General features: G+C 64.2%; 9 protein-coding genes and 1 pseudogene. 7 read left to right on the top strand and 3 right to left on the bottom strand.

The genetic code is table 11. From position 1 onward, the window contains the following. Nucleotides 1-4 precede the first annotated feature (4 nt). Nucleotides 5-4,396, bottom strand: a complete 4,392-nt coding sequence (locus PV760_RS02915; RefSeq protein WP_354627107.1) for an endo-alpha-N-acetylgalactosaminidase family protein — start codon at nt 4,394-4,396, stop codon at nt 5-7. Between the two features lie 274 nt (nt 4,397-4,670). Here PV760_RS02915 and PV760_RS02910 point away from each other — a divergent pair, with 274 nt between their 5' ends. The 5 genes from PV760_RS02910 to PV760_RS02890 are packed head-to-tail and all read left to right on the top strand — an operon-like array spanning nt 4,671 to nt 9,149. Next, a complete protein-coding gene (locus PV760_RS02910) occupies nt 4,671-5,588 on the top strand; it encodes an SIS domain-containing protein (protein WP_018777441.1) in 918 nt (305 codons plus the stop codon). Nucleotides 5,589-5,597: 9 nt separating this feature from the next. Continuing rightward, nucleotides 5,598-6,533 carry an ROK family protein gene (locus PV760_RS02905; protein ID WP_018777442.1) on the top strand — a complete coding sequence of 312 codons (936 nt, stop codon included), beginning with the start codon at nt 5,598-5,600 and terminating at the stop codon, nt 6,531-6,533. Continuing rightward, complete coding sequence (locus tag PV760_RS02900; RefSeq protein WP_018777443.1) at nt 6,530-7,498, top strand: 1-phosphofructokinase family hexose kinase; 969 nt, start codon at nt 6,530-6,532, stop codon at nt 7,496-7,498. The genes PV760_RS02905 and PV760_RS02900 overlap by 4 nt, the downstream gene beginning before the upstream one ends. Then, entirely contained in the window at nt 7,480-8,334 is an 855-nt protein-coding gene (locus PV760_RS02895) for a class II fructose-bisphosphate aldolase (RefSeq protein WP_079581028.1), read from the top strand. Before PV760_RS02900 ends, PV760_RS02895 begins: the two co-directional genes overlap by 19 nt. A 23-nt stretch (nt 8,335-8,357) precedes the next feature. Next, the gene (locus tag PV760_RS02890; RefSeq protein WP_018777445.1) at nt 8,358-9,149 is read left to right on the top strand and encodes a DeoR/GlpR family DNA-binding transcription regulator; all 792 of its coding nucleotides are present in this window, start codon (nt 8,358-8,360) and stop codon (nt 9,147-9,149) included. A 7-nt stretch (nt 9,150-9,156) separates the two neighbouring features. On the opposite strand, the gene PV760_RS02885 is transcribed toward PV760_RS02890, so the two are convergent. Continuing rightward, on the bottom strand, nt 9,157-9,813 hold the full coding sequence (locus PV760_RS02885) for a histidine phosphatase family protein (RefSeq protein WP_018777446.1): 657 nt from the start codon (nt 9,811-9,813) through the stop codon (nt 9,157-9,159). Between the two features lie 86 nt (nt 9,814-9,899). On the opposite strand from PV760_RS02885, the gene PV760_RS02880 reads away from it, so the two are divergent. Further along, nucleotides 9,900-10,670 carry a CPBP family intramembrane glutamic endopeptidase gene (locus tag PV760_RS02880; protein WP_018777447.1) on the top strand — a complete coding sequence of 257 codons (771 nt, stop codon included), beginning with the start codon at nt 9,900-9,902 and terminating at the stop codon, nt 10,668-10,670. Between the two features lie 141 nt (nt 10,671-10,811). Here PV760_RS02880 and PV760_RS02875 read toward each other — a convergent pair whose 3' ends face one another. Then, nucleotides 10,812-11,450 carry a VOC family protein gene (locus PV760_RS02875; protein WP_018777448.1) on the bottom strand — a complete coding sequence of 213 codons (639 nt, stop codon included), beginning with the start codon at nt 11,448-11,450 and terminating at the stop codon, nt 10,812-10,814. 194 nt (nt 11,451-11,644) lie between these two features. Between PV760_RS02875 and PV760_RS02870 the strand changes: the two are divergent. Next, a pseudogene (locus PV760_RS02870) lies at nt 11,645-12,982 on the top strand (bifunctional o-acetylhomoserine/o-acetylserine sulfhydrylase); the annotation flags it as partial. Nucleotides 12,983-13,008 lie beyond the last annotated feature (26 nt).

Raw genomic sequence — 13,008 nt, 5'->3', positions numbered from 1 at the left:
GGGACTATGCGCAGCTGAACTTCGCGTCCGCCCAATCACCCCAGTCGTCGCCGGCGTCGTCACCGTTCCTGTCGGCGATCAGTTCGACGTTCTGGACTCCCGTGATGTCCACGTTGAGGGGAAGTGCTGCAGAGTCGGCGCTGAGAACGGGAGTCCGCAGCAGTTCACGTCCGTCGCCCTTCACGATGAAGACCACCGAGCCGTGCAGGCCCTTGTTCAGCTTCGTGTCGTCCACTCCCGCCACGGCGGTGAAGGCGGTGCACTTTGCTTCGGTGGCGATGCTGATCTTCGAGTCGGCGTGGACGCCGATTCCCTTGGGGTAGACGACGCCGTCAAGCCGCAATGCGGGTCCGTCACCGGCGTTCTGCTCACCGTTGGCCCGGTCCCTTTCCGCTGGACCCCAACCGTTGATGCTGCCGATCCAGGGCAGGTCGGAGGCGAACACGGTGCCTTGCAGGACGGGTGCGGGCGGTTCCTGGGACGTGGACGAGCACGTGAACTTGGCGTCGGCCCAGTCGGCGTGGTCGTTGCCGTTGGAGTCGCCGGCGTCGTCAGCCACGAGTTCCACGTACTGGGCGCCGGTGACATCAACGGTGAGCGGCAGGGGAGCGCTGGTGGCTCCCAGGACGGGGGTTGTGACCTTGGTTGTCCCGTCAGCCACCACGGAGAACTTCACGCTGCCCCGCGTCGGCTGGGCGTCATCAATGCCTACTGTTGCGGTAAAGGCGGTGCAGTAGCCGCCAAGGTAGTAGCGGATGTTGCCGTTTGCGTGTGCGCCGAGACCCTTCGCGTAGACGGTGCCGTTCAGCGTTAGCGGGGTGCCGTCGCCGGCCCCGGTTCCGCCGTTCGACTGGTCCTTTTCAACTGGGCCCCAGCCGTTGGTGGCGCTGACCCATGGGTGGTCGCTGGCGAACACTGTGGCCTGCGGCGGTTTGGGCAGTGTCCGGACAGTGGTGGTGGTGCTGATGGTCCGGCCGCCTGCCGGGTTGTTGCCCGATGCTGCGGCGGTGTAACCGGCCTTGGCCGTGATGGGGTAGTCGCCGTCCGCGGACGCGGGTGCCGTGATCTTCCAGGTGGTGGTGAGGGTGCCACCGGCGGGCAGGGTTGCTGCCGTGGCCGGCGTGGACGGTGTCGCGGGCCATCCCTCGGGAAGCTCAAGCGCAACGGCGAGGTCGCTGATGGCCGTCGGTTCGTCGGAGATAAACGTGGTGACGAAGTCCTGTGCCTTGCCCTGCTGGACCACGTCGCCTTGAAGCCCGGCGGTGAGTTGCGCACACGCCGGGACGGCTTCCGAGGCACCGAGGTCCTCCACCAGGAAGTTGTCCAGCGTGAAGTCCGATCCGTTGGCGCTGCCGGTACGCTGCAAGCCCACGAAGTAGTCACCGCAGAAGCCGGTGTCGAGGATCTGCTCGAACCGCGTGGTGGTGGTTTTCGCGTCGATGGCCTGGCTGCCCGTCACTGCCGGGCCCGCCTGCGAGTCGTAGCCGGAAACCCAGGCGTACTGCCCGGCCTTGGAGTTCTGGTAGTCGAAGGACACCTTGTACTTGCGGCCGGCCTGGAAGGGAACGCCCGCCTCGGTGGTGCGGTACACCATGCCCGGTCCGCCGTCAGGGGCGGTGTTTTCGTCGTGCGCGATCAGGGACCATGTACCGTCCAGGACTTCGTCGATCACATTGGTGTCCCAGCCCTTCTGGGTGAAGGGCTCGTTGCGCTCGGTGATGTGAGTCCGGGGGTCCGTTGAGCCGCCGGCGTTGCCCTTCACGAAGGGTCCCCAGCCTTGGTCCACGTTCTCGAAGTCTTCGCTGAGCACGCCGGTGGTGGCAACCCGGGCGGTCTTCACCGCCCTGAAGTCGTCGACGCGGACTGTAGCGTCGCCGTCGGCGGCTTTGACGGAAACAGTGGCCTTCGTGTTGTTCTGCGGCACGTCCACCAGTACCCGCACGCGCTGGAACGAGGTCCCGTGCTTCTCGTCGCCGGCCACGTAGTTTTCCGCGTTGGATGAATCGATGGTGGTGCTTTCGGTCTTGCCGTTGATCTCGACAGAGAGGGTGGTGGGCCGGACCTTGCCGGGTTGGATTTCAACCCAGGCGCTGACGGATTGGGTTCCGGCGTCCAGCTTGACGTCCTGGCTGATCGACGACGGCGTTGCCCCCATTTCGGCGAAGCGGCGGCCCTTGTCGTCGCGCACCTGGGTGACGTTGCCCGTGGGGTTCCAGGGGGAGAGGTCGGTGCCGTTGAAACCGGGATCGTTGAAGGCTGTGCCTTCGCCGAAGTCCGCCTTCTTGGGGAGCGCGTTGTTCTTGGTCGTGAGAACGTAGGGCTGCTTCGGGTCCGCGGTGACGGTGACCTGGCCGTTGACTACCGGTACATCAGCGACCTTCACGCGTCCGTTGTCGGTCAGTTTGAACATTTCCAGCGATGTTGACTTGGCGAATTCCTCCGTGAGCGTCCAGGTGCTGGCGCCACCGGCGGGGTTGTAGTGGTAGAGCTTGTCGGCCTTGCCGTTTTCCTTGGAGGACCACGGCAGCAGGTAGCTTCCGCCTTGCAGCACCGAGGTTCCGGCGACGGTGATGTTGCGTTCTTCCGCGGTGTTTCCGGTGACGGCCACGGCATCGGCGAGGTCGATCCGGTCTGGTGTCCATTTGGTGATCTGGTGGTGCTGCAGGAACTTCGCCGGGAGGTTGGCTGTCCAGACGTTCTCACTGAAGGCGTTGAAGTCGTTCTGCCCGGTCCAGCCTTCGAACTCCACGATGTGGCTCACGCCGAGCTTGGGGTCCGGGTTCCACACGTCTGATTGGGTGTTGTTGATGAAGCGCAGGATCTGCGAGTTGACGCCTTTGTTGGTGGAGCCACCGTACTTCTCATCGTTGGCCCAGTGGGACCACGTGTTGTTGCGGGACAGATGGTCGGCCCACTCCGAGCCGACACGGAAGCCGTTCTTGACCAGTTCCTGCTGCAGCTTCTCGGCAAGCCAGCCGAACTCGTAGTAGACGTCCACGTACACGAAGTCCAGGTTTTTGTCCGTGGCTTCGCGGAGTTCTTTGATGCGCTGGGCGAGCTTGCCGGAGTTGATGTCCTGGCGCTGGTTGATGTAGTAGGACTGGTCCAGCCAGTTCCAGCCGAGTCCCTTGTCAGCGCGCAACAGGTCTTCGCTGAAGGACTTCGCTTCGGGGTAGATCTCGGTGGCGTTGATGTGGACGCCGAAGCTGGCGTTCCAGTCTTTGCCCTCCTTCACCAAAGTGTTGAGGTCCTCCAGGCCGCCTGCGCGGGTGTTGAAGTTGTTTCCGTAGTCGGTGTTGGCCGAGTCGTGGCCTTCGCTGGTGTAGCCCTTGAGCATGGCCACCTGGCCCAGTCCGTCCGTTGCCAGGGAGATGCGTTTGACGTCGTCCAAAGTGCGGAGGAACGGGTGGGTTGCTTGTGAGGCGAAGTTGAAAGGGATGTGGGTGACCACGTTGTCCGGGGTCTGTTCGCCCTTGTTGGCGGACACCTGGATGGATCTCATGGCGATGGCCGCATCCTGCCAGTCCACGCCGCCATCGGCATTCGCATCGGTGGTGATGGCAACCCGGGTCCAGGGAAGTTCCTCCGTAGTGGTGGAACCATCGGCACGGTACAGCCACTGGCCGCTGGCGATGCCCATGGCCACCCCGCCGGCGCCGTCGCTGACGGCCTGGCGCCAGAAGCGTCCCTTGTCTTTCGCGCCCGAGCCGGAGGATGTGTCGTAGAGGGCGTTTGATTCGACGGCGGCACCCAGCGCGGCGGTGTTGGCCAGCGCGTACGCGGAGCTTTTGGGTGCAGTATCCAGGGGCGTAGCTGCAGTAACGGGCGTGAATTCGTCTCCGCTGACGCTTCGGTCGACGGACAGATTGGCTGTGGAGACCTGGGCCCCGGCCTGGGTGGAACCTACAGTGACCAGGTTCAGCCGGGGGAGTTGAAGGGTCTTCACGAGGTGGTCCGCGGAGTCCTTGATTTCCGTGACGTTGAAGGACACCACATTCTTCTTGACGGAGAGCCGCGCCTTGATCACGGTGTTGTCGAAATCGGGCACGGTGAGGACGTAATCCCGGGCATCCTTTCCGGAGGCCGTGGACGTTCCGCTGACATTGAACTCCACTCCGTTGAGGGTGATGGTGTTCAACCGGGCCGGGGTGCCGTCGAGGCGGGCCTTGGTGGCGGTGTCGGTGTAGCCGAGGACTTGGGGGAAGGTGGTGGCGATGTCCACGGCGAGGCTGCCGGAGGTGATGGTGGCGGCTTCGGCGGCGCCGACGAGCTCGGCGGGCAGGACCAGGGGGCTTGCGGTGGCGGGCTGGATGGCCATCAAGCCCAGCGATGATGAGGCGACGACACAGGCCAAACTCAACGAGGCGAGGCGTCTTGGGGATGATAAGCGGGGCATGATGCTCCTTATTGATTATTCCGAGTGAGTAATAATCACTTTCTTGCGGACTCATCCAAGCCTGCTGCACGAACAAGAACATGACAAGAGTTAACAGGTAGTTAACTTAAAAGCACACGCAAGAACATGATTGCGACGTGGGCGGGACCTCTTCCGTCATGAGCGGCAAATGAGCAGTCTTCTCCAGTAGATGATCCTTGTGAGATCGAAAATGATCGTTTAGTGTTTCTATAGATCAAAAAACGTCATTACTTGAGCGGGAGCGAAACACACGATGAGCGAGAACATACTGGGTGCCTTCATGGAGGAAGAGCTGGTTTCCCAGCCTGTCGTATGGCAGCGCGCCGTTGAGCAGGCCCGCAGCGAAGACCTGCTTCCCGCAGATGGAAAACGCATCGCCGTCATTGGCTGCGGCACGTCATGGTTCATGGCCCAAAGCTACGCAGCTGCCCGCGAATCCGCAGGCAAAGGGGTAACGGACGCCTTTGCGGCCTCCGAGGCTTTCCTTAACAGCAACAGTGCGGACCGTCAGTACGACGCCGTCGTGGCCATCACGCGCTCCGGCACCACCACCGAAGTGCTGGAGATCCTCGCCGCGCTGAAGGGCATCGTCCCCACCGTCGCCATCATCGGAGACACCACCTCGCCCATCATCGAACTGGCCGACACCGTGATCGGCCTCCAGTATGCCGACGAGCGCTCCGTGGTGCAGACCCGTTTCGCCACCACCGCGCTGGTGTACATGCTGACCAGCCTCGACATCGACGTGCAGCAGGCCATCGCCGATGCCCGCGACGCCGTGTCCGCTCCGGTCCCGCAGGAACTCCTGGACGCCGAGCAATTCACTTTCCTCGGCACGGGATGGACGGTAGGGCTGGCCCACGAGGCCGGCCTCAAGATGCGCGAAGCCGTCCAAGGCTGGACCGAGTCCTACCCGGCCATGGAATACCGCCACGGTCCGATCTCCATCGCCGCTCCCGGCCGGGTTACCTGGTTGTTTGGCACCCAGCCCGAAGGACTGGACCAGGACATGGCCGCCACCGGCGCCCTCTACCTCCACACGGACAAGCACCCCCTGGCCGAGCTGGCCCGGGTCCATAAAGTCACGCTCGAGCGTGCACGGGTCCGTGGTTTGAACCCGGACCTGCCGCGCAACCTGACCCGCTCGGTCATTCTCGACGCCTCCGCCTAGGCACACGTCATGGTTCTCGGAGCCGCAGAATCACCGGTGCTGTCATTCGATGTTGGCGGGACCGACATCAAAGCCGGTTTGGTGGATGCCAAGGGCGTGGTGTTGGGCATGCGCCGCGTCCCCACGCCACTGGACCCGGCACGTCCTGGCGAAGCCGTCGTTGAGCGGCTGGCAGAGCTCGCCGCCGAGCTGGCTGCCGAGTTCCCGGGCACCCCTGCCAAAGCCGCCGGAATCATCGTCCCCGGCATTGTCGACTCGGTGGCAGGGGTGGGCGTTTACTCGGCCAACCTCGGATGGCGGAACTTTCCCTTCACGGCCGAAGCCGAAAGGCGTCTCGGGATTCCGGTGGCCTTCGACCACGACGTCCGCTCCGCCGCTGCCGTTGAGCACGCGCTGGGAGGCTCCAGGGAGTTCAGCGACGTTGTGGTCATGGTGGTGGGCACCGGCATCGCGGCCGCAGTCTTCTCCGGAGGCAAAGCCGTTACTGCCGGGGGTTTCGCCGGCGAACTCGGCCACGCGCAGGTTCCGGATCCCGACGCCGGTCCCGGCGGCACCGCAGCCACCATCCTGGAAGCCGTCGGTTCAGCCGGGGCCATCGCAAAGCGCTACCACCTGAAATCTGGAAACAAGGTCAACGGCGCCCGCAGCGTGCTGCTCAGGGCAAAGTCCGGCGACGCCCTGGCGGAACGCGTATGGGCAGAGGCGATGGACGCGCTCGCCTTCACCATCTGCCAATGCGTCAACATCATCGGCACCGAAGCGGTGGTGATCGGTGGAGGCCTCGCCGAGGCCGGTGAGGACCTCCTGCAGCCCCTGCGCGCCCGAGTTGACCAGACCCTGGATTTCCAACGCCGCCCCCATCTGATCCGTGCCCAGCTGGGTCAGGACGCAGGCCTGCTCGGTGCCGCCCACAACGCACGCAAGCTGCTGGGAGCCGGACAATGAAGCGAGCCAACGTGAACCGCATCATCACAGTCACGCCGAACCCTGCCATCGACATGACGTACACCGTCCACGGCATCACTGAAGGCGCCAGCCACCGCGTCCCCACTCCCATCAGCCGTGCCGGGGGCAAAGGCATCAACGTTGCCCGTGTGACGCACCAACTCGGATACCCGGTGCTGGCCATAGCGCCCACAGGCGGTGCCGCCGGCCAGACCCTGGCCGCCGAACTTTGGACCAGCGGCGTGCCGCACATCCTGGTGGGGGTCGCTGCGGAGACGCGCCGCAGCATTGCCCTGGTGGACACCGTGGGCGGCGAAACGTCCATCTTCAACGAGGAAGGCCAGGCGCTGCTTCCCGATGAGTGGCGGTCGTTGCGAACCGCCGTCGCTGAAGCCGTCACCGGAAACCGCAATCTCCCCGCCTCCGTGCTGGTCGGTTCCGGCAGCCTGCCTCCCGGCGCTCCCGCTGACTTCTACCCGGAGCTGGTCCGTCTGGCTCACGACGCCGGCATTCCCGCCATCATCGATACCTCCGGTCCCGGGATCATCGCCGCAGCCAAGGCCGGCGCGGACATCCTCAAGCCGAACCACCATGAACTCGCCGAAGCCACGGGGGAGTCCAGCCTGCAGGCAGCGGCCCTCTCTTTGATCGACATGGGCGCCCGCACTGTGCTGGTGAGCGCCGGAGCGGACGGCATGCTCGCCTTCGACCACGCCGCCCCCGGCGGTTATTGGAGTGCGCGCTTGCCTGAGTCGCTCAGCGGCAACCCCACAGGGGCGGGCGACGCCGGTGTGGCGGCTGCCGCCGTCGCGCTCGCCGAAGGCATCACCGAGCCGCGCGAGATTCTTCGCCGTGCCACCGCCTGGTCCGCAGCAGCCGTGCTCATGCCGGCAGCAGGCGAGATCTCGCCGCGGTACCAGGAACTGCAGGACCAACTGATCGTGACATGGAAGGAGACCCGGTGACCCTGGTCAACACGCGGGAACTGATGGACAAGGCAGCTGCCGCCGGCACCGGCCAAGGCGCGTTCAATGTCATCCACATTGAAACTGCGGAGGGCCTGGTGGGAGGTGCCGAGGCCGCCGGGGTTCCGCTGATTCTCCAAATCTCCGAGAACTGCGCCAAGTACCACGGCGGCCTGGAACCCATCGCGTCCGCAGCGCTTGCGATCGCGCGTTCGGCCTCCGTGCCGGTGGCCCTCCACCTCGACCACGCCGAGTCCGAAGACCTGGCGCTCGCCGCCGTCGACCTCGGGTTCGGTTCCGTGATGTACGACGGCGCCCACTTGCCTTATGAGTGGAACGTTGAGGTCACGCGCCGCGTCGCCAAATACGCGCACGAGCGCGGTGTGTACGTTGAGGCCGAGCTCGGAAAAGTTGGAGGCAAGGACGGAGCCCACGCCCCGGGTGTCAGGACCGACCCGTCCGAGGCCCGGGATTTCGTTGAGGCCACGGAAGTGGACGCACTCGCTGTGGCCGTCGGTTCGTCCCACGCCATGACGGAACGCAGCGCAGCGCTGGACCTGCACCTGATCACCCGCCTGAAGTCCGCCGTTGGAAAACCACTGGTTCTTCATGGCTCATCCGGTGTCACAGATGAGATGCTCGTATCCGCTATCGGCGCTGGTATGACTAAGATCAACGTATCCACACATTTGAACGGGTTCTTCACCCGCGCCGTCCGTGAGTACCTCGCTGCCAACCCCGCAGTGGTGGATTCCCGGAAGTACATCAAGGCCGGCCGGGAGGCCCTGGTGCTGGAGTCGGCACGTATGCTGACGCTGTTCGCCAAAGCGAAATAGCCGGAAACCGCGAAAGGCTTGTCATGACCCGCACCGATCGGCTGACCGCCATCCTCGATCTCCTGGCCGAATCCGGCCACGTGGAAGTCGAGGACATCGTGACGCGTCTAGGCGTGTCACCTGCCACGGCCCGCAGGGATCTGGACAGCCTCGCCAAGCAGCGGCTGCTGAGCCGCACCAGGGGAGGCGCCACGACGGGATCGGTGGCATACGACCTTCCCGGACGATACAACCGTGACGACCACGCCGAGGCCAAGCAGGAAATTGCGCTCGCGGCCTCCGCGCTGATCCGTCCCGGAGCGGTCATAGGGCTGAGCGGCGGAACCACCAACACCGCCCTGGCCCAGCTCCTGTCCACCCGCGAAGACCTCAACGCACCGTCGAACAGGCCCACGCTTACCGTGGTGACCAATGCAATCAACATCGCCTCCCAACTGGCGGTGCGCCCCAACATCAAGATCATGGTCACCGGCGGCATCCTGAACCCGCGGTCCTATGAGCTGGTGGGACCGTACACGGACGTGATCATGCAAAAGGTCGCCTTGGACATCGCCTTCATTGGCGTCAACGGCGTGGACCCGGACCTCGGCCCCACCATCACCGACGAGGGCGAAGCCATGGTGAACACCGTGATGGCACGCCGAGCCACGGAATCCTACGTGGTAGCCGATTCCTCAAAGGTGCGCCGGCGCTCTTTTGCCGCCATGGCCGGCTACGACTTCAGGCACCTCATCACCGATTCCGGGATCAGCCCCGACGACAAAGCGGCGTTCGAAGCCAACGGCACGGAAGTCATCGTCGCACCGGCAGGCTGACGGACCCCTAGAACCGCATCCTTGGGGCGTGGAGCACCGAATCGTCCACTTCCCTGGGCACCCACTGGCTGAACGGCAGATCCAGGCTGTATTGGTCGTCGTCGTTCTTGACCAGCGTGCGCAGCTCAGCGTTGCCCGGATTGTTGAGCGACTCAAAGTACTCCACCGTCCAGTGGAACCAGCGCATGCAGAACAGCCGCATCGTCAGCCCGTGCGTCACCAACAGGGTGTTCGGTGCGTACGTGGGCTTCTGCCAGTGCCGGTAAAGCGTCTCCATGAAGGACGACACCCGGTCGTAGACGTCCGAGCCTGATTCGCCTTCGCGGAAACGGTAGAAGAAGTGGCCGTAGAGGTTCCTGAGTTCCTTCTGGTCCTCAATGTCCCCGGCGATCTGGAAATTGGCCCAGTCCTGCTCACGGAGGCGCGGCTCCTCGATGACACGCTCAATCAGGGACCCCAGGTTGAGGGCTTCCAGCGTCTGGTAGGCGCGCAAATAGGGGGAAACATAGACGCAGACCTGCTGCCCGTCGAGTTTGCGCCGCAGGTCCTCGCCGGCCAACCGGGCCTCCTGGACGCCCTGGTCCGTCAGCGGAATCCGATAATCCGGCACGCGGTTGTAGATGGACGTGTCGGCGTTCGCGGCGGACTGTCCGTGCCGGATCATGAATATTCTCTCTGGGGCACCCATCCCACCAAGCATAGGGCGGCGGTTCCCGGCAAAGAGGCAGGAACTGCGGGCAAGATAGGTACATGTTCCTTGCTTCCCGTCGCCGGCTGCGCGCCGAAGTGCTCATTGTCCTGGGCTTGTCCCTGGGCCAGTCGGCTGTCTACTCCGTGGTGCAACTGCTCGACAAGATGACGCGGGCGCCGCTGGCTGATGCAACGTCCACGCTGAACAGGTCCCAGAGCACCCGCGAATATTTCGATCTCACGTACCAGCTTCTGGATATCCTGTTCGCCCTGGTGCCCGTGGCGCTGGTGTTCTACTTCCTGTCCACGCACGTCCAGGCCACAAGGGACGGTGAAGGTTCGGCGTTCGCCCGGCTCGGCTTCAACCTGGCCCGCCCCGGCAAGGATCTGCTTCAGGGCCTGGGCCTCGCGGCGCTTATCGGCATACCGTCCCTTGGCCTCTACGCGGCCGGCCGGGCATTGGGAATCACCACTGCCATTGTGCCCAGCGGCCTGGATGCCTACTGGTGGACGGTTCCCGTGCTGATTCTCTCCGCCGTGCGACACGCCATAGTGGAAGAAGTGATTGTGGTGGGGTATCTCCTGGACCGCTTCGGCAAGTTCGGCTGGAGCGTTCCGGCGGGCATCGTCGTCAGCGCCCTCCTTCGCGGGAGTTACCACCTCTACCAGGGCTTTGGCCCGTTCATCGGCAATGTGGTGATGGGCCTGGTCTTTGGGTGGATCTACACCAAGACCAAGAGGGTGATGCCCTTGGTGGTTGCCCATGCCCTGCTGGACATTGTGGCATTCGTTGGATTCAGCCTGTTCGGCAAAGCGGTGGGCCTGGGCTGAGCAGCCGTGAAAGCCGTTGCAGCCGTTAAAAGTATCCGGCCGCCATCGGTGGGTGACGTCATTGGCACCCGCTGATGGCGGCCGAAGCATTGTTTGGACAGCGGTGTCCAGGGCCGGGACCAGCCCGGATCAGGGGAACGGTCAGATGGTGACGGCTCCGGAGGCGGTTTCGAAAGTGACGGCCATGATGCCCGGCGTGCCGCGTGGTGCTATCCACTGGACCGCGACGTCCTCGAGAGGCTTCTCCACTGGCTCGCCCAGCCATTCGGTCACGCGTTCCGCGGAACCTGCGATCGTGAGGCTGGACATCTTCACATCGCTCTCGTACACCTTGGACGGGTGAAGTGAGGGGTCGCCCTCCCACTTGAGCAGGTACGGCACCTGGGGATCGGCGATCAAGCCGAGGATGCCGATCTGCTGCCACACCAGTTCGCGGCCGTCAGGGAACTTGCGGTTGCCCGGGACTGCTGCGCGGCCGAGGCGTTCCTCAAACGGGGCGAGGTCGTCAACTGCCACGCACCAGCCCATCCAACCGCCGCCGGCGGCTGAGCGTGCACGGACAGCTTGGCCGAAGGGTGCTTTGTCGGAAGCAGGGTGGTCCAGGACCTCCACGACTTCCAGGTACTTGTTATCCGCAAGGGGAATGATCATGTTCCGGGTGCCGAAGCGCGGGTGCACTCCGCCCCGGACTGCGTCCACTCCCAGAGCCGCGGAAATTCGTTCGGTAGTGGCCAAGAGGCCATCTCGTTCACAGGCGTAAGAGACGTGATCCATGCGCATGGCTTCATCTTGGCACTTTGTGATCGGTGTCTCAGCTAAGCCAACCCTAACTAAGGTGGGATCTCGCGACGGGCGTCATGGAAGGTCGCAAAAGAGCCCATATATTCTGCTGGCGTCACAAAGCTGTCCAAGGACCCGGACACTTCCTAGACTGGCCGCAGCTTCCTTCCCACAGCTATTCCGCCGACCACACGCGCCACGAACAGGAGAACTCCATGTCCCAAGGATGGTCTTTCGAAACCCGCCAGATCCACGCAGGCCAAGAGCCGGATGCCGCCACGGGCGCGCGTTCGTTGCCGATCTACCAGACAACGTCGTTCGTTTTCCCGAGTGCTGAAAGCGCGGCCAACCGCTTTGCCCTGGCCGAACTGGCTCCGATCTACACCCGGATCGGCAACCCCACGCAGGACGCCGTGGAACAGCGCGTCGCGAGCCTCGAAGGCGGTCTGGGTGCACTGCTGCTCAGTTCGGGCCAGGCAGCCGAGACCTTTGCCATCCTGAACATCGCCGAGGCCGGCGACCACGTCGTCGCGAGCCCCAGCCTCTACGGCGGCACGTACAACCTGCTGGCCCACACGCTGAAGAAGTTCGGCATCTCCGTGACTTTCGTCGAGGACCCGGACAACCTCGAGCAGTGGCGTGCGGCCGTCCAGGCGAACACCAAGCTGTTCTTTGGTGAAGTCGTCTCGAACCCACGCCAGGACGTGCTGGATATCGAAGGCGTCGCCGGTATCGCGCACGAGGCAGGCGTGCCTCTCATCGTCGACAACACCCTCTCCACGCCGTTCCTCATCCGGCCCATCGAGTGGGGCGCGGACATTGTGGTCCACTCCGCAACCAAGTACCTCGGCGGACACGGTTCGGCGATCGCAGGCGTGATCGTGGACTCGGGCAACTTCGACTTCGGCAAAGACCCGGAGCGGTTCCCCGGCTTCAACACCCCGGACCCCAGTTACAACGGCTTGGTTTACGCCCGCGACCTGGGCAAGGACGGAGCGCTCGGAGCCAACCTTTCCTACATCCTGAAGGCCCGTGTCCAGCTCCTTCGCGACCTCGGCTCGGCCGTGTCGCCGTTCAACGCGTTCCTCATCGCGCAGGGCCTGGAAACCTTGAGCCTGCGGGTGGAGCGCCACGTCGCCAACGCCACCAAGGTGGCCGAGTGGCTGGAAGCGCATGACGACGTCGAATCGGTCGCCTATGCGGGCCTGCCGTCCAGCCCCTGGTACGAGCGGGGCCGCAAGTACGGACCCCAGGGCACGGGCGCCATCGTGGCCTTCAACATCAAGGGTGGCGTAGAAGCCGGCAAGCGCTTCGTGGACGGTCTGGAGCTGCACTCCCACGTTGCCAACATTGGTGACGTCCGCTCCCTGGTCATCCACCCGGCGTCGACCACGCACAGCCAGCTGACGGTCGAGCAGCAGGTAGCCGCCGGCGTCAACCCGGGCCTGGTCCGCTTGTCCGTGGGCATTGAGCACATCGATGACATCATTGCCGACCTCGAAGCCGGCTTCCGCGCGGCCAAGGGCGCCTGAACGGGCAGTCCACGCCTGCAGCTGAC

The organism is Paenarthrobacter sp. CC6 (assembly GCF_040560085.1).
GTDB classification, from domain to species: Bacteria; Actinomycetota; Actinomycetes; order Actinomycetales; family Micrococcaceae; genus Arthrobacter; species Arthrobacter nicotinovorans.
The sequence above is the reverse complement of the archived record's forward strand: the minus strand, read 5'-3'. Positions and strand labels throughout refer to the sequence as shown.

Coding starts and splice junctions, on each gene's coding strand:
- PV760_RS02875 (WP_018777448.1), bottom strand. CDS start 11,450: ATGCGCATGGATCACGTCTCTTACGCCTGTGAACGAGATGGCCTCTTG.
- PV760_RS02905 (WP_018777442.1), top strand. CDS start 5,598: ATGGTTCTCGGAGCCGCAGAATCACCGGTGCTGTCATTCGATGTTGGC.
- PV760_RS02910 (WP_018777441.1), top strand. CDS start 4,671: ATGAGCGAGAACATACTGGGTGCCTTCATGGAGGAAGAGCTGGTTTCC.
- PV760_RS02900 (WP_018777443.1), top strand. CDS start 6,530: ATGAAGCGAGCCAACGTGAACCGCATCATCACAGTCACGCCGAACCCT.
- PV760_RS02880 (WP_018777447.1), top strand. CDS start 9,900: ATGTTCCTTGCTTCCCGTCGCCGGCTGCGCGCCGAAGTGCTCATTGTC.
- PV760_RS02915 (WP_354627107.1), bottom strand. CDS start 4,396: ATGCCCCGCTTATCATCCCCAAGACGCCTCGCCTCGTTGAGTTTGGCC.
- PV760_RS02895 (WP_079581028.1), top strand. CDS start 7,480: ATGGAAGGAGACCCGGTGACCCTGGTCAACACGCGGGAACTGATGGAC.
- PV760_RS02890 (WP_018777445.1), top strand. CDS start 8,358: ATGACCCGCACCGATCGGCTGACCGCCATCCTCGATCTCCTGGCCGAA.
- PV760_RS02885 (WP_018777446.1), bottom strand. CDS start 9,813: ATGATCCGGCACGGACAGTCCGCCGCGAACGCCGACACGTCCATCTAC.